Source organism: Mycobacterium sp. TY814 (assembly GCF_030755175.1).
Taxonomy (GTDB): Bacteria; Actinomycetota; Actinomycetes; order Mycobacteriales; family Mycobacteriaceae; genus Mycobacterium.
In genome coordinates, this window is the sequence record NZ_JAUFRY010000001.1 from 486,988 (window position 1) to 502,801 (window position 15,814).

Below are 15,814 nucleotides of genomic sequence, written 5' to 3' on the forward strand. Positions count from 1 at the left end.
GTCGTCACCTGTTCTCGAGCGTCAGTTCAGCTCGTAGGTATCGCGGGAGAGTTGGAAAGAATGGCCCGAAGCGTCGTCAGTACATGTGATGCCGGACTGCCGGCTCTCGCAGGTTATCGAGTTGAGTGAGCGGGTCTGGCCGTACTGCAGCACCGGGTATCCGGTGCCCCGGACAGTATCGCTGTGGCAGCTCATCTTGGCCGCGCTGCCCTGGCGCAAGCTGAGCCGATCCCCGAACGCGCCCATGCAGGGCGACGGGCGCGCCGGCACCGCATAGGTGTAATCGCTGATCTCGCACTGGGCAAGGGCGGAGCCGTCCACCAGGCCCAGGGCGCAGCCGATGTTGCCCGACGGCGTCTGGAAGAACTCGAAGCCGTCGGCGTGCGCCGTGGCCGGCGCAACAGCTGCCACCGCCATCCAGGCGGCGATCAGAACGACCGCGGATCTCATTGACTTCACTGTCGACAGCTTTCCGTTGGTAACCAACGGCCATTCTGTCGCGCCCGCGCGCAAAGCGCGATCATTTCGATCGGTTATTTTGACGGCCGCGACCTCACCGAGGAATCAGCCCTCGAACTCGTCGTCGCTGTCGATGATCTGTCGATTGCCTTTGCTCAGCGGGTTTTCCATCCACTTGAACAGCGGCAGTTGCGGAAGCTCGAACCGCTTGCCGGGCAGGTCGGTGACGTCACCGAGCGAACGCACCACGCCCTGGGTCAGGCCCATGATCGCTGCCATGACCGGCAGCAGCGGCTGCAGCGGCTTGGCGGCGGTGCGCACGGTACTGATGCGGCGGGCCAGGATCAGACGTTCGACCGTGTGGTAAACCGCGGCACCCACGCCAAGCCCGAAGATCGCCAGCACCGAGGCGACGATCGTCCAGCCGAAGGCGGCGCTGACCACCGCTCCCACGACGACCGTCACCGCGGCCACGACGGCCATGACGACACGCAGTTCCAGCCGGGTCATGAGGCACCTCCTCGCACGGCCCGAGCAGCCGCGCGGATTTGCGGTGTCACCAACATCACCTGACCCAGCACGCCGTTGATGAAGCCCGGGGAATCATCGGTGGACAGTTCCTTGGCCAGCTCCACAGCCTCGTCGACGGCGACCGGCTCCGGTACGTCGTCGGCGTAGAGCAACTCCCACACGGCGACCCGCAGGATCGCGCGGTCCACCGCGGGCAGGCGGTCCAATGTCCAGGACTGCAGGTGCGAGGTGATCAGCTCGTCGACGTGTGCCGCGTGCTCGGCGACACCGCGAGCGACGACCGCAGCGTACGGAAGCAACGGGGACACGTCGGAATTCGACTGCGCCAACGCGTTGCGCATGTCGACCATCTCGAGTGGACTCAGGCCGCGTGCCTCGGCCTCGAACAGCACATCGACCGCGCCCTTGCGCGCCAGATGCCGGCCTTTGAAAGGTCGCGCCGGTCGCGACGGCCGCTCAGCCCGTTTAGCCGCGTGTTCATCCTGCATGGTCAGGTGTTGACCCGCCCCAGGTAGCTGCCGTCGCGGGTGTCCACCTTGAGCTTGTCGCCGGTGTTGATGAACAACGGCACCTGGATCTCCGCACCGGTTTCCACGGTGGCCGGCTTGGTTCCCGCGCTGGACCGGTCGCCCTGCAATCCGGGCTCGGTGTGGGACACCACGAGTTCGACGGACACCGGCAGCTCGATGTAGAGCGGCGCGCCGTTGTGGAACGCCACCTGCACCGGCAGGCCCTCCAGCAGGAACCGGGCGGCGTCGCCGACCAACGACTCGGGCAGCGGGTGCTGCTCGTAGTCCTGGCTGTCCATGAACACGAAGTCCGAACCGTCGCGGTACAGGTAGGTGGTGTCGCGCCGGTCGACGGTGGCGGTGTCGACCTTGACGCCGGCGTTATAGGTCTTGTCGACGACCTTGCCGGAGAGCACGTTCTTCAGCTTGGTCCGCACGAAGGCGGGACCCTTGCCGGGTTTGACGTGCTGGAACTCGGTAATGGTCCACAGCTGGCCGTCGATCACCAGGACGAGTCCGTTCTTGAAGTCAGCAGTGGTCGCCACGTCTTCTAAATCTCCTACAAAATGGCCAGTTCCTTCGGGAACCGGGTCAACAATTCCGGGGTCTGCCCGGGGTGCGGGGTGTTGCTGGGCACCACCAATGTGTCCTCGATGCGGACACCGCCACGGCCGGGTAAATAGACGCCGGGCTCCACGGTCACCACGGAGCCCGCAAGTAGTGTACCGGCGGATGTCGCCCCGATGCCCGGCGCTTCGTGTATCTGCAGGCCGACGCCGTGTCCCAGGCCGTGGCCGAAGTGGTCGCCGTAGCCCGCGTCCGCGATCATCCGCCGCGCGGCGCCGTCCACCTCGCGCAGCTCGATGCCGGGGCGCAGCGCCTCCCGGCCCGCGCGTTGGGCCTCGGCGACCAGCTCATAGATCTCCAGCTGCCAGTCGGCGGCGTTGCCGAGCACGAAGGTGCGGGTCATATCGGAGTGGTAGCCCGCGACCAGGGCGCCGAAGTCGATCTTGACGAAGTCGCCCGACGCCAGCACCGCGTCGGTGGGCCGGTGGTGCGGGATGGCCGAATTCGGCCCGGCCGCCACGATCGTCTCGAACGAGATGGCGTCGGCGCCGTGGTCGAGCATCAGACCTTCGAGCTCGCGGCTCACCTCGCGCTCGGTGCGGCCCGGCCGCAGACCACCGCGCTCCACCAGGTCGGCCAGCGCGGCGTCGGCCGCTTCACAGGCCAGGCGCAACAGCGCCAGCTCACCGGCGTCTTTGATTTCGCGCAGCGTCTCCACCGTCCCGGACGCCCGCACCAATTCGGTGTTGCAGCCGTCCAGCTCGCCGGCCAGCGCGTCCAGGCCGTCAACGGTGACCACGTGGCTCTCGTAGCCCAGCTTTCCGACGCCGTCCTGTCCTGCCCGCGCGGCCAGTGAGCGCCCGACTGCGCGCTCGATGGCGACCTCGAGATCGGGTGCCTGCTGCGCGGCCTGGGTGCGGTAGCGACCATCGGTGGCCAGCACGGCCTCGCGGTCGTCAGCAAACACCAGCAACGCGCCGTTGGACCCGCTGAAGCCGGATAGATACCGCACATTTATCAAGTCCGTGACCAGCATCGCGTCTAGTCCGGCGGCACTGATTTTGGTTTTCAGGTTGTGTCGGCGCTGGGAATGTGTCACGACCCTTGACCGTACTCGCTACGCTGTTTGCCCATGAACAAGTGGATGCTGCGTGGATTGATCTTTGCCGCCGGGATGGTCGTTCTTCGCCTGTTTCAAGGGGCGCTGATCAACGCGTGGCAGACACAGTCGGCGCTGATCAGCATAGTGCTGCTGACGATATTCGTAATCTGTGCCGCGATATGGGGCTATTTCGACGGCCGGGCCGACGCGAAGGCCAATCCGGACCCCGACCGCCGCGAGGACCTGGCCATGGTCTGGTTGCTCGGCGGTTTGGTGGCCGGTGTGGTCAGCGGGCTGGTGGCCTGGATCATCGCCCTCTTCTACAAGGGCATCTACACCGGCGGTTTGCTCAACGAGCTAACTACTTTTGCGGCATTCACCGCGCTGATCGTGTTCTTGTTCGCGATCGTCGGGGTGGCCGTCGGACGCTGGCGCGTCGACCGTAACGCCCCCCCTCTGGAGAAGCCCGACCACGACCCGAACCGTGATCGCAGCGCCGACACCGATGTGTTCTCCGCGGTGCGCGCCGACGACAGTCCCACCGGGGAGATCCGGACGTCCGGCGCCCAGACCGAGGAGCGGACGTCGTCGGTGGCCACCGTCGAGCGCGAGCACGACGCTCCCACTGAGGTCATCCGCACCGGCGACCACGGCGAAGACTCCAAGACCGAGGTCATACGCACCGGCAGCCACGGTCACGAGGACAAGACCGAGGTCATCCGTACCGGCGACAACAGTGACGCCAAGACCGAGGTAATCAACCTCGACAAGCCGGACAAGAAGTAGCTACGGCGCTGCCAGGTAGCGCAGGGCGAGCAGGTAGCCCTGCACACCCAGGCCCACGATCACCCCGGTCGCCACGGGGCTGAGGTAGGAGTGGTGCCGAAACTCCTCGCGCGCATGCACGTTGGAGATGTGCACCTCGATAAGGGGTGCACTCAACTCCGCGCAGGCGTCGCGCAGGGCCACCGACGTATGCGTCAGACCGCCGGCGTTGAGGATCACCGGTTCCGACGCATCGGCGGCCCGGTGAATCCAGTCCAGGAGTTCGGCTTCGCTGTCGCTCTGCCGCACAACGACTTCGAGTCCGAGTTGGGCGGCTTCGGCTTCGATCAGGGCGACCAGGTCGTCATGCGTCGTGCTGCCGTAGACGGCGGGCTCCCGCTTGCCGAGCCGGCCCAGGTTTGGGCCGTTGATCACGTTGATCGTCATGGGGCACACACTCCCGCGTAGGCCGTGACCAGCAGACCCGGGTCTGGTCCCACCAGCCGGCCGGGCTTGGCCAGGCCGTCCAGCACTACGAACCGCAACACACCGGCGCGGGTTTTCTTGTCTCCCGCCATGTATTCCAGCAGCTGCGGCAGCGCGTCCGGGTCGTAGCTCACCGGCAGGCCCAGCGACGTCAGGATGTCGCGGTGGCGTGCGGCGGTCGCGTCGTCGAGGCGGCCGGTGAGGCGGGCCAGCTCAGCGGCGAACACCAGTCCCACCGAAACGGCGGCCCCGTGGCGCCACTGGTATCGCTCGCGGCGTTCGATCGCGTGGGCCAAAGTGTGCCCGTAGTTCAGGATTTCGCGCAGCTCGGATTCCTTCTCGTCAGCCGCGACCACTTCGGCCTTGACGGCGATCGCGCGGCGGACAAGTTCGGGCAGCACGTCGCCTTCGGGATCCACTGCCGCTTCCGGGTCGGCCTCGATGAGGTCCAGGATTACCGGGTCGGCGATGAATCCGGCCTTCACCACCTCGGCCATGCCCGCGACGATCTCGTTGTGCGGCAACGTTTTCAGCGTCGAAAGATCGACCAGTACGGCCAGCGGCTGGTGGAACGCGCCGACCAGGTTCTTGCCTGCGTCGGTGTTGATGCCGGTCTTGCCGCCGACGGCGGCGTCGACCATGCCGAGCAGCGTGGTGGGCACGTGCACGATCGAGACGCCGCGCAGCCAGGTGGCGGCCGCGAATCCGGCGACGTCGGTGGCGGCCCCGCCACCCAGGCTGACCAGCGCATCCTTGCGGCCAATCCCGATGCGGCCCAACACTTCCCAGATGAAGCCCACGACCGGCAGCTCTTTACCCGCCTCGGCGTCCGGGATTTCGATGCGATGCGCGTCGATCCCGTTGTCCGCCAAGCGAGCTCGCATTTCCTCTGCGGTGTGCGCCAGCACCGGCTGGTGCAGGATCGCGACCTTGTGCCGTCCGGCCAGCAGCTGCTGCAGCTGATCGAGCAGTCCGGTGCCGATCACCACGGGATACGGCGGATCGACGGCCACCTCGACGGTGACCGGTGCGTTGTCTGTCATTTGGTTGCCTCTACCTGGGTCTGCAGCCGGGACACGATGTAGCGGACCACCGCGCCGGGATTGCGGCGGTTGGTGTCCACCCGGATCGTCGCGACCCGGCGGTACAACGGAATGCGTTTGGACATCAGCTCTCGGAACTTCTCGGCGCGGTCGGGCCCGGCCAACAGCGGCCGGACGGTGTTGCCACCGGTGCGCCGCACGCCTTCGGCGGCGCTGATCTCGAGATAGACGACCGTGTGTCCGGCCAGCGCCGCGCACACCCCCGGGCTGGTGACCGCGCCACCGCCCAGCGACAGCACACCGTCGTGCTCGTCGAGCGCCGCACGGATCACCTCTTCCTCGATGCGCCGGAACTCCGGTTCGCCGTCGGTGGCGAAGATGTCGGCAATGGTGCGCCCGGTCTGCTGCTCGATGGCCGCATCGGTGTCGAGCAGACTCACCCCGAGCGCCTTGGCCAACCGACGGCCGATGGTCGACTTGCCCGAACCCGGTAGGCCGACAAGTACCGCCCTGGGAGCCATCTCCGGCTAGCTTCCGGCGGCCCGGGCGGCCGGCGCCTCCCGGTCGGCGACCGTGCGCTGGTAGGAATCGATGTTGCGGCGGGTCTCGGCCAGCGAATCGCCACCGAACTTCTCCAGTGCCGCGCGAGCCAGGACCAGCGCCACCATCGTCTCGACGACCACTCCCGCCGCCGGCACCGCGCACACGTCCGAGCGCTGGTGAATGGCGACAGCCTCGTCGCCCGTCGCCAGATCGACGGTGGCCAGCGCCCGCGGCACGGTGGAGATGGGCTTCATCGCCGCGCGCACCCGCAGCGGCTGCCCGTTGGTCATGCCGCCTTCGAGCCCGCCGGCCCGGTTGGTCGACCGGACCACCCCGTCGGGCCCGGGATACATCTCGTCGTGGGCGCGGCTGCCCCGACGGCGGGCGGTCTCGAAGCCGTCGCCGATCTCGACGCCCTTGATCGCCTGAATGCCCATCACCGCCGCGGCCAGCTGGCTGTCCAGCCGGTTGTCGCCGCTGGTGAACGAGCCCAAGCCGACCGGCAGGCCCGATGCCACTACCTCGACCACGCCACCGAGGGTGTCGCCGTCCTTCTTGGCCGCCTCGATCTCGCTGATCATCGACTTCTCGGCCTCGGCGTCATAGGCGCGGACCGGGCTGGCATCGATCGCGGCCAAGTCCTCGGGGCGCGGCGGCGGGCCGTCGTACGGCGTCGAGGCACCGATGGAGATGACGTGCGAGAGCACCTCCACACCCAGCGCCTGGCGCAGGAACGCCCGGGCGATGGTGCCGGCTGCGACGCGGGCCGCGGTCTCGCGGGCGCTGGCACGCTCGAGCACCGGCCGGGCGTCATCGAATCCGTACTTGAGCATGCCGGCGTAGTCGGCGTGGCCGGGCCGCGGCCGAGTCAGCGGTTCGTTGCGCGCGCTGTCGGCCAGCTGTGCCGGATCGACGGGGTCGGGCGCCATCACCGTCTCCCACTTCGGCCACTCGGTGTTGCCGATCTCGATGGCGATGGGCCCACCCAGCGTGAGGCCGTGCCGAACGCCGGACAACATGGTCACCGCGTCGCGCTCGAACTTCATCCGGGCGCCGCGGCCGTAGCCCAAGCGGCGACGGGCCAACTCGTCGGCGATTTCAGAGGACGTCACCTCGACGCCGGCGACCATGCCCTCGACCATGGCCACCAGCGCGCGGCCATGGGATTCCCCAGCAGTGATCCAGCGCAACACCCGAACATCTTCCCACGTGTGCGGCGGTGTGCTTTCACGCCCTTGAGTCTGCAGCCAGGGTGAAGAAGTTCGAGTAGAAGCGGCACAGGCGCAGAACCAGCGCCACGCCGCGGGGCGCTACGCGATGGCAAGCGCCATTGCGAACCCCGTCGCCACACACATGGACGGCCCGTGCGGCACGGTCCGCAACCCGCAGAGCAACCCGACCGCGGCGGTCAGCAGCGGCGCGCCCAGCGCCGCCAGCAGCCACACCTCGACCCCGAAACAGCCGCTCAACTCGCCGAGGCCCACCGCGAGCTTGACGTCTCCGGCTCCCATGGCCGCCGGCGCCGCCAGATGGACGGCGAGGTACACCGCCGTCAACGCCAACCCACCCATCAGCGCCTGTGTGCCGCGACCGGCCAGCACCGCCCCGATCAGGATCACCGCACCGCCGGGCAGCGTCAGCCGGTTGGGCAGTCGCCGCTCCCGAACGTCGTAATAGCTGAGGGCGACCAGCCACGCCGCCACGATCCCGATCCCGATCCCGATCCGCATGCGCGGCAGGCTAAATCAATTCCTCGAGTGCGCAAGTCATGGCCTCACGGGGCGCGGGCATCCCGGTGAACTGCTCCACCTGCGCGAAGGCCTGGTGCAGCAGCATCTGCAGGCCGCTGATCACCCGTCCGCCGGCGTCGCGCACCGCGGCGGCAAGCGGTGTGGGCCACGGGTTGTAGATGGCGTCCAGCAGCACCGGGACGGCGGCGAAAGTGGTGGCATAGTGAGCGGCGACATCGGCCGGCAGGGTGCTGACCAGGACCTGCGCGGCCGCCACCTCCTCGGGCAGCGCGCCGTCGTCCAGGCCGCAGTGCCGCATCGCAACGCCCAACCGGGTGCCCAGCTCCACCAGTCGGGCCGCCTTCTCCGCATTGCGGGCCACCACCGCGATGCTGGCGATCCCGAGGTTGGCCAGCCCCACCACGGCCGCCGGCGCGGTGCCACCCGACCCGGCGACCAGGGCATGTCCCGACGCCTGACCGAGCGCGCCCGCGACACCGTCGATGTCGGTGTTGTCCGCGCGCCACCCGGTGGCCGTGCGTACCAGGGTGTTGGCGGAACCGACCTGCTCGGCGCGGGCGGTGCGCTCGTCGGCGAATCGCAGCGCGGCGAATTTGCCCGGCATGGTCACCGACACGCCGACCCACTCGGGGCCGAATCCCCCGACGATGCCCGGCAGTTGCTCGGCGCTGCACTCGATGCGGTCGTAGGTCCAGTCGTGCAGGCCCAGCGCGCGGTAGGCGGCCAGGTGCAACTGAGGGGACTTAGAATGGGCGATCGGCGAGCCGAGCACCCCGGCCTTTCTAGCGCCGCTCATCGCGCGGAGTCCTCATCGCGCGGAGTCTTCATCGCGCGGAGTCTTCATCGCGCGGAGTCGAGCACACCGTTGCGTTTGGCCAGTTCAATGTTCGCCAGATGCTGCTGATAGTCGCGGGTGAACAGCGTGGTCCCCTGGGCGTCGATGGTGACGAAGTACAACCAGTCACCCGCCGCCGGATGCTCGGCCGCGCGCAGCGCGTCGATCCCGGGTGAGCAGATCGCGGTGGCCGGCAGGCCTTCGGACATGTAGGTGTTCCACGGGGTCCGCTGCGCGCGATCGGCGTCGCTGGTGGCGACCTCCCGGCGGTCCAGCGGATAGTTCACCGTCGAGTCGAACTCCAGCTTCCGGTGCTCATGCAGCCGGTTGTAGATCACCTGCGCGACCTTGGTGAAGTCCTGCACGTTGGCTTCCTGCTGCACCAGCGACGCCACCACCAGGATGTCGTAGGGCGACAGGCCGATCGCCTTGGCGGTGTCCTCCAGCCCCGACGTCAGGTATTCCACGGTGCCCGCGCTGATGAGGCTGGCCAGGATGGTTTCCGCCGAAGCGGCCGGGTCGATGTTGAAGGTGCCGGGTGCGATCAGACCCTCCAGCCGGCGGTGATCATCGCGCAGCTCCCCGACCGGCTCAAGAGCCCACTTCGGCACCTGCAGCGCCGCTGGAGTGCTCTTGCTCGCCGACGCCTTGAGGTCGGCCAGCGACACGCACCGCTGATTGCCATCCAGATCCACGCACGTGGCCCGCGAGATCAGGGTGAGGATCCCCGGCGTCGTCTTGTTGGTCTTCATGTCGGTGGTGTCGTCGAGCTGGCGGCCCTCCGGAATCACCAGCTTGCCCACCCGGCTGTTCGGGTCGGCCAGGCGCGACACCGCGTTGGCCGCCGGGATCTCGGTACGCATCCGGTAGTACCCGGGCTGAATCGCCGATATCGCGGCGTTGCCGTGGGCGGCATCGACGAACGCCCGCACGGTGCGCACCACCCCACGCTTGAGCAGCGTCTCCCCCACCGCGGTCGTGGAGTCACCGGCCTGGATCTGGATCACCACGTCGTTCTTGCCGGTACCGGTGTAGTCGTCCTCGTTGCCGGAGAAGACCTGCCAGAGCTTCGCGCCGACGACGACGGCCGCCACCACCACGACGACGAGCACCCCGGCGGCGAACCCGCCGGCCACCCGGCGGCGACGGCGGGTGCGTTGCTCCTTCTTGCGGGCCGCGCGCGTACGGCGGTGCCGGCTCGGCTCGACTGCCATCGGCTTGGCCTTTTCCCGCTCAGACATCGGAGGCCTCTCTGCCGGCGGGGCCTGCGATGAGGGTGCGGCGCTGATCGAGCCAGCCCTGCAGAATCGCCACGGCCGCAGCCTGGTCGATAACCGACCGCTGCTGTTTGGCCCTGACTCCCGCGTCGCGCAGGGACCGTTGCGCGGTGACCGTGGTCAGCCGCTCGTCGGCAAGCCGGACCGGTGTGGGCGCGACCCGTTCGGCCAGTGCGTCGGCCACCTCGATGGCGTCCTGTGCCGACTGGCCGATGCGGTCGGCGAGGGTGCGCGGCAGGCCCACGATCACCTCGACGACCTCGAGATCGGCCGCCAGCGTCGCCAACCGGCGCAGGTGCCTGCCGGACCGGTCGCGGCGCACGGTTTCCACCGGGGTGGCCAGAATGCCGTCCGGATCGCTGGCGGCCACACCGATACGCACCGTGCCCACGTCGACGCCGAGTCGCCGGCCCCTGCCGGGGTCTGATTCGCCTGGCCGGTCAGGCTGTCGCTGCGGCGATCGCGAGGGCGGCGAAGCCGGGCGAAGCGGGTCGCCGCCGTGTGCCTGCGGTAATTCGACCACTCAAGCGACCCGCGCTATCACGGCGATCTCCGAGCGCAGCGCGTCCAGGGCCGCGTCGATGCCGGCCGGGTTCTTGCCCGAACCCTGGGCCAGGTCAGCCTTGCCGCCGCCCCGGCCGTCAACACTTCCGGCGAGCTGTTTGACCAGTTCGTTGGCATTGAGCCCCAGATCCTGAGCGGCCGGGTTGGCGGCCACCGCGTACGGAACCGTCGGCCCGTCACCTTCGGCGATCAGGGCGACCACCGCGGGGTCGCTGCCCAGCTTGCCGCGAATGTCGCCGGCCAAGGAGCGCAGATCCGCCGCCGTCATCCCGGCCGACATGCGCTGCGCGACCACCCGGACATTGCCGATGCGCTCGGCCCCGGCGGCGGCGTTGGTAGCTGCCGCGCGGGCGGTGGCCAGCCGGGCGCGTTCCAGTTCTTTTTCGGCTGCCTTGAGCCGTTCCACCAGACTCGCCACCCGCGCCGGCACCTCCTCGGACGGCACCTTCAGTGACGACGCCAATCCGGCCATCAGGGCCCGTTCCTTGGCAAGGTGCCGGAAGGAATCCAGCCCGACGTAGGCCTCCACGCGTCGCACCCCGGAACCGATCGAGGATTCGCCGAGGATGGTCACCGGCCCGATCTGCGCCGTGTTGTGCACGTGGGTACCTCCGCACAGCTCCAGCGAGAACGGCCCACCCATCTCCACCACGCGCACCTGTTCGGGGTAGGCCTCGCCGAACAGCGCCATGGCGCCCATCGCCTTGGCCTTCTCGAGTTTCTCGAGGAACGTGTGCACCTCGAAGTCGGCCTGGACGGCCTCGTTGGTCACCTCTTCTATCTGGGTGCGCTGGTCCTCCGAGAGCGGTCCCTGCCAGTTGAAGTCGAAGCGCAGGTAGCCCGGGCGGTTCAGCGATCCGGCCTGAACAGCGTTGGGGCCCAACACCTGTCGCAGCGCAGCGTGCACCATGTGGGTGCCCGAATGCCCTTGCGTCGCGCCCTTGCGCCAGCCGGGGTCCACCGCCGCGACAACGGTGTCGCCTTCGACGAACTCCCCGGACTCGACGTTGACGCGGTGAGCGTGCAAGGTCTTGGCGATCTTCTGCACGTCGGTGACCGCGGCGCGGGCGCTGGATCCCGAACCGGTGCCGCTGATGCTGCCGGCGTCGGCGATCTGGCCGCCCGACTCGGCGTACAGCGGTGTGCGGTCCAGGATCAGTTCCACCCGGTCGGCGTTCACCGCGTCGGCATGGGCCACCACGGGCACTCGCTTGCCGTCCACGAAGATGCCGAGAATCTTTGCCTCGGAGGTCAATTCGTCGAAGCCGGTGAACTCGGTGGGTCCCGCGTCGACCAGTTCGCGGTAGGCGGTGAGGTCGGTATGCGCGTGCTTACGCGCGGCGGCGTCGGCCTTGGCGCGCCGGCGCTGCTCGGCCATCAGTTCGCGAAAGCCTGCCTCGTCGACCGTCAGGCCGGATTCGGCGGCCATCTCCAGGGTGAGCTCGATCGGGAAGCCGTAGGTGTCGTGCAGGGTGAAGGCATCGGAGCCTTTGACGACCGTGGAGCCCGCGGACTTGGTGGCGCCGGCCACGTCGTCGAACAACTTCGAGCCCGAGGCCAGGGTGCGGTTGAACGCGGTCTCCTCGGCGACGGCGATGCGGTTGATCCGCTCGAAGTCGTTGACCAGTTCGGGATACGACGGGCCCATCGCGTCGCGCACGGTGGCCATCAGGTCGGCGACGATCGGGGTGTCGATGCCCAGCAGTTTGGCCGACCGGATGACCCGGCGCAGCAGCCGCCGCAGCACGTAGCCGCGGCCGTCGTTGCCGGGGCTGACGCCGTCGCCGATCAGGATCGCAGCGGTGCGGCTGTGGTCGGCGATGATGCGGTAGCGCACGTCGTCGGCATGGTTGCCGACGTCATAGCCGCGCGGCGCCCGGCCGGCGACCAGGTCGATGACCGGACGCAGCAGGTCGGTCTCGTAGACGTTGTGCACGTTCTGCAGCACCAGCGCGATGCGCTCGACGCCCATGCCGGTGTCGATGTTCTTGCGGGGCAACGGCCCGAGGATCTCGTAGTCCTCTTTCGAGGTGCCCTCGCCGCGCTCGTTCTGCATGAACACGAGGTTCCACACCTCGAGATAGCGGTCCTCGTTGGCGATCGGGCCGCCGTCGACGCCGAACTCGGGACCGCGGTCGTAGTAGATCTCCGAGGACGGCCCGCACGGACCGGGTATCCCCATCGACCAGTAGTTGTCGGCCATGCCGCGGCGCTGAATGCGCTCGGGCGGCAGACCCGCGATGTCCTGCCACAGCTGAGCGGCCTCGTCATCGTCGAGATAGACTGTCGCCCAGAGCTTTTCGGGATCAAGACCGTAGCCGCCGTCGGCAACCGGATTGGTCAGCAGTGCCCAGGCCAGCTCGATGGCGCCACGCTTGAAGTAGTCGCCGAAAGAGAAGTTGCCGGCCATCTGGAAGAAGGTGTTGTGCCGGGTGGTGATCCCGACCTCGTCGATGTCAGGGGTGCGGATGCACTTCTGGATGCTGGTGGCCGTGGCGTAGGGAGGCGTGCGCTGGCCGAGGAAGAATGGCACGAACTGGACCATGCCGGCGTTGACGAACAACAGGTTGGGGTCGTCGAGGATCACCGAGGCGCTGGGCACCTCGGTGTGGCCCGCCTTCACGAAATGATCAAGGAACCGCTTCCTGATCTCGTGTGTCTGCACTGTGCTTCTTCCTTAGTTTCCTGGGCTGGCTGGCGACAGTCGGGTATCAGCCTATTCGCCGGAGCTTCCCGCCGAACACGCAATGAGGCCCGCTTAGCCTTCCATCTAGCCGTCGACGAAGGTCAACCGGACCGACCGCCGCGGATTATCGCGGTTCAGGTCGACCAGCACGACGCTCTGCCACGTGCCCAACAGCGGCTCGCCGCCACTGACCGGCACCGTCACCGAGGGCGAAACAATCGCCGGCAACACGTGGTCGGCGCCGTGCCCCGGCGAGCCGTGCGAGTGCCGGTACCGGTCGTCGCGGGGCAACAGCCGCTCCAGTGTCTCCACCAGGTCGTCGTCGGACCCGGCACCAGTTTCGATGATGGCCAGCCCGGCGGTCGCGTGGGGGACGAACACATTGCACAGCCCGTCCACGTGGTTGCCGCAAAATTCGCGTACCTCGTCGGTGAGGTCAACGATGCGGCGACGCGCGGTGTCCACATCCAGCACATCGGTATCCATCCTGACCAGCCTACGGGGCTTGATCAGCCGACAGTGCCGGAGGAAGGTGGTGGTGGACCGGTGGCGCCGCCGGTGGCGCCGCCCCGACCGAGAGGAGGGGTCGATCGTGTTTGCACGTTCCACAACCATCCAGGCGCAGCGCTCGTCGATCAACATGGGCATCGAATATGTTCGCGACGTGGTGATGCCGGCCCTCGATGACATGGAGGGCTGCCTGGGCCTCTCGCTGTTGGTCGATCGCGAGTCGGGCCGCTGCATCGCCACCAGCTCATGGGAAACCGAATCGGCGATGCAGCGCAGCGCCGAGCGCGTATGGCCGGTGCGCTACCGCGCGGTCGAGATCTTCGGCGGCAGCGCCGTCGTCGACCAGTGGCGCATCGCGGTGTTGCATCGCGACCACCGCTCCGCCCCGGGCGCCTGTGTGCGCGCCACGTGGTTGCGAACGCGGCCCGAGCAGTTCGAGCGCGGCATCGACTACTACCGGTGGGCGGTGCTGCCGGCCATCGAGGAGTTCGACGGGTTCTGCAGCGCCAGCCTGATGGTCGACCAGACGTCGGCACGGGCTGTCGTCTCGGTGACCTACGACAGCCATGAGGCGATGGAGCGCTGCACAGACGCCGCCCGCTCGATGCGGACGGCGATGATGCGCGATCTCGGCCTCGACCAGGACGACGTCGGGGAGTTCGAGCTGGCGCTGGCGCACCTGCGGGTGCCGGAATTGGTCTGAGGGGCCCAGGCTCACCGAGCCTGCACGATTGGCGGGAAAGTACGCGTAACGCCCACCCGATCTACAGGCTCGACGGGACACGTGGGTTTCTCATGACCTCCCCCGCTTTCCGCGGATCGCGCGCAACCGGTCCAGCCGGCCGGCGATCTCCCGTTCCCCACCCCGCCCGGTCGGCCGATAGTAGTCCACACCTACCAGCTCATCCGGTGAATACTGTTGTGCGACAACGCCATCGGGGTCATCGTGGGAGTACTTGTAGCCTTGCGCGTTGCCCAGCTTGGCCGCACCGGAATAGTGTCCGTCGCGCAGATGGGGCGGCACCAGACCGGCCTTACCCGCCTTGATGTCGGCCATCGCCGCGCCCAGCGCCGTCGTCACCGCGTTGGACTTCGGCGCGGTGGCCAGATGGATGGTGGCGTGGGCCAGCGTCAACTGCGCCTCGGGCATGCCGATCAGCGCAACCGTCTGTGCCGCGGAGACGGCCACCAGCAGTGCCGTCGAATCCGCCATGCCGATGTCCTCGCTGGCCAGGATCATCAGCCGCCGGGCAATGAACCGCGGGTCTTCGCCCGCCACCAGCATCCGGGCCAAATAGTGCAGTGCCGCGTCGACGTCCGAGCCGCGCACCGACTTGATGAAGGCGCTGACGACGTCGTAGTGCTGATCGCCGTCCCGGTCGTAGCGCACCGCTGCCCGGTCCAGGGACTGCTCGATGGTTTCGACGACAACGTGATCGGAAGCCTCGGCGGCCACCTCGAGCGCGGTCAGCGCGCGCCGGGCATCACCGGCGGCCAGTTGCACCAACAGCTCGAGAGCCTCGGGCGCGACCGTCACCTTGCCGCCCAGTCCGCGCGGGTCGTCGATCGCCCGCTGCACCACCGTGCGGATGTCGTCGGGGGTCAGCGGCCGCAGCTGCAGGATCAGCGAGCGCGACAGCAACGGGGCGACCACCGAGAACGACGGATTCTCGGTGGTGGCCGCGACCAGCAGCACCACCCGGTTCTCCACCGCAGCCAGCAGGGCGTCCTGCTGGGTCTTGGAGAACCGGTGCACCTCGTCGATGAACAACACCGTCTGCTCGCCACGGAGCAGCCCGGTTCGAGCCGAATCAATAACGGCCCGAACATCCTTGACACCGGCCGACAACGCCGACAGCGCCTCGAAACGTCGTCCGGTGGCGTGTGAGATGAGCGCCGCCAGCGTCGTCTTCCCGCTCCCCGGCGGCCCGTAGAGGATGGCCGACGCGACACCCGACCCTTCAACCAGGCGCCGCAGGGGTGACCCGGCGGCCAGCAGGTGCTCCTGACCCACCACCTCTTCGAGCGAGGCCGGGCGCATCCGCACCGCCAACGGGGCACCGGCACCCGACACACTCAACGCGGAATCGGTCGATTTCGGCGCACCGGGCAGGTCGAACAGACCGTCGGACACGACTTCAGGCATACCACGCAGCGCGGACACGCCAACCACAAGGAAGCCGCCC

Annotated in this window: 17 protein-coding genes and 1 pseudogene; 2 read left to right on the top strand and 16 right to left on the bottom strand. The window is 68.2% G+C overall.

Going from position 1 to position 15,814, the window contains the following annotated elements:
- Positions 1-21: 21 nt before the first annotated feature.
- From QXH22_RS01770 to QXH22_RS01790, 5 genes are all read right to left on the bottom strand, one after another.
- On the bottom strand, positions 22-450 hold the full coding sequence (locus tag QXH22_RS01770; protein WP_306241056.1) for a DUF6636 domain-containing protein: 429 nt from the start codon (positions 448-450) through the stop codon (positions 22-24).
- A gap of 114 nt (positions 451-564) precedes the next feature.
- Entirely contained in the window at positions 565-969 is a 405-nt protein-coding gene (locus tag QXH22_RS01775) for an antitermination protein NusB (protein WP_306241057.1), read from the bottom strand.
- On the bottom strand, positions 966-1,478 hold the full coding sequence (gene nusB / locus QXH22_RS01780) for a transcription antitermination factor NusB (RefSeq protein WP_306241058.1): 513 nt from the start codon (positions 1,476-1,478) through the stop codon (positions 966-968). The genes QXH22_RS01775 and nusB overlap by 4 nt, the downstream gene beginning before the upstream one ends.
- 2 nt (positions 1,479-1,480) lie before the next feature.
- A complete protein-coding gene (efp, locus tag QXH22_RS01785) occupies positions 1,481-2,044 on the bottom strand; it encodes an elongation factor P (protein ID WP_205877699.1) in 564 nt (187 codons plus the stop codon).
- A 14-nt stretch (positions 2,045-2,058) separates the two neighbouring features.
- Positions 2,059-3,165 (bottom strand): Xaa-Pro peptidase family protein, encoded by a 1,107-nt coding sequence (locus QXH22_RS01790; protein WP_306241059.1) that lies wholly within the window; start codon positions 3,163-3,165, stop codon positions 2,059-2,061.
- Between the two features lie 33 nt (positions 3,166-3,198).
- On the opposite strand from QXH22_RS01790, the gene QXH22_RS01795 reads away from it, so the two are divergent.
- Positions 3,199-3,954 (top strand): B-4DMT family transporter, encoded by a 756-nt coding sequence (locus tag QXH22_RS01795; RefSeq protein ID WP_306274802.1) that lies wholly within the window; start codon positions 3,199-3,201, stop codon positions 3,952-3,954.
- On the opposite strand, the gene aroQ is transcribed toward QXH22_RS01795, so the two are convergent.
- From aroQ to QXH22_RS01845, 10 genes and pseudogenes are all read right to left on the bottom strand, one after another.
- Positions 3,955-4,380 carry a type II 3-dehydroquinate dehydratase gene (gene aroQ, locus QXH22_RS01800; RefSeq protein ID WP_371934146.1) on the bottom strand — a complete coding sequence of 142 codons (426 nt, stop codon included), beginning with the start codon at positions 4,378-4,380 and terminating at the stop codon, positions 3,955-3,957. It lies immediately after the preceding gene.
- Positions 4,377-5,462, bottom strand: a complete 1,086-nt coding sequence (gene aroB, locus QXH22_RS01805; RefSeq protein WP_306241061.1) for a 3-dehydroquinate synthase — start codon at positions 5,460-5,462, stop codon at positions 4,377-4,379. The genes aroQ and aroB overlap by 4 nt, the downstream gene beginning before the upstream one ends.
- Positions 5,459-5,983, bottom strand: a complete 525-nt coding sequence (locus QXH22_RS01810) for a shikimate kinase (protein WP_306241062.1) — start codon at positions 5,981-5,983, stop codon at positions 5,459-5,461. Before QXH22_RS01810 ends, aroB begins: the two co-directional genes overlap by 4 nt.
- Before the next feature lie 6 nt (positions 5,984-5,989).
- Positions 5,990-7,198 carry a chorismate synthase gene (gene aroC, locus QXH22_RS01815; RefSeq protein ID WP_306241063.1) on the bottom strand — a complete coding sequence of 403 codons (1,209 nt, stop codon included), beginning with the start codon at positions 7,196-7,198 and terminating at the stop codon, positions 5,990-5,992.
- A gap of 117 nt (positions 7,199-7,315) precedes the next feature.
- Positions 7,316-7,735: an A24 family peptidase gene (locus tag QXH22_RS01820; RefSeq protein ID WP_306274803.1), complete on the bottom strand. Its 420-nt coding sequence runs from the start codon at positions 7,733-7,735 to the stop codon at positions 7,316-7,318.
- A gap of 10 nt (positions 7,736-7,745) precedes the next feature.
- Positions 7,746-8,552, bottom strand: a complete 807-nt coding sequence (locus QXH22_RS01825; RefSeq protein ID WP_306274804.1) for a shikimate dehydrogenase — start codon at positions 8,550-8,552, stop codon at positions 7,746-7,748.
- Between the two features lie 44 nt (positions 8,553-8,596).
- Complete coding sequence (mltG, locus tag QXH22_RS01830; RefSeq protein WP_306241066.1) at positions 8,597-9,832, bottom strand: endolytic transglycosylase MltG; 1,236 nt, start codon at positions 9,830-9,832, stop codon at positions 8,597-8,599.
- A pseudogene (gene ruvX, locus QXH22_RS01835) lies at positions 9,825-10,319 on the bottom strand (Holliday junction resolvase RuvX); the annotation flags it as partial. The pseudogene ruvX and the gene mltG, both read right to left, overlap by 8 nt.
- Positions 10,320-10,391: 72 nt before the next feature.
- The gene (gene alaS, locus QXH22_RS01840) at positions 10,392-13,097 is read right to left on the bottom strand and encodes an alanine--tRNA ligase (protein ID WP_306274805.1); all 2,706 of its coding nucleotides are present in this window, start codon (positions 13,095-13,097) and stop codon (positions 10,392-10,394) included.
- A 105-nt stretch (positions 13,098-13,202) separates the two neighbouring features.
- Entirely contained in the window at positions 13,203-13,592 is a 390-nt protein-coding gene (locus tag QXH22_RS01845) for a secondary thiamine-phosphate synthase enzyme YjbQ (RefSeq protein WP_306244258.1), read from the bottom strand.
- 118 nt (positions 13,593-13,710) lie between these two features.
- On the opposite strand from QXH22_RS01845, the gene QXH22_RS01850 reads away from it, so the two are divergent.
- On the top strand, positions 13,711-14,331 hold the full coding sequence (locus QXH22_RS01850) for a hypothetical protein (protein ID WP_306241069.1): 621 nt from the start codon (positions 13,711-13,713) through the stop codon (positions 14,329-14,331).
- 90 nt (positions 14,332-14,421) lie between these two features.
- Here the strand turns inward: QXH22_RS01850 and QXH22_RS01855 are convergent, their stop codons facing one another.
- Entirely contained in the window at positions 14,422-15,774 is a 1,353-nt protein-coding gene (locus QXH22_RS01855; RefSeq protein WP_306275936.1) for a replication-associated recombination protein A, read from the bottom strand.
- Positions 15,775-15,814: the final 40 nt, after the last annotated feature.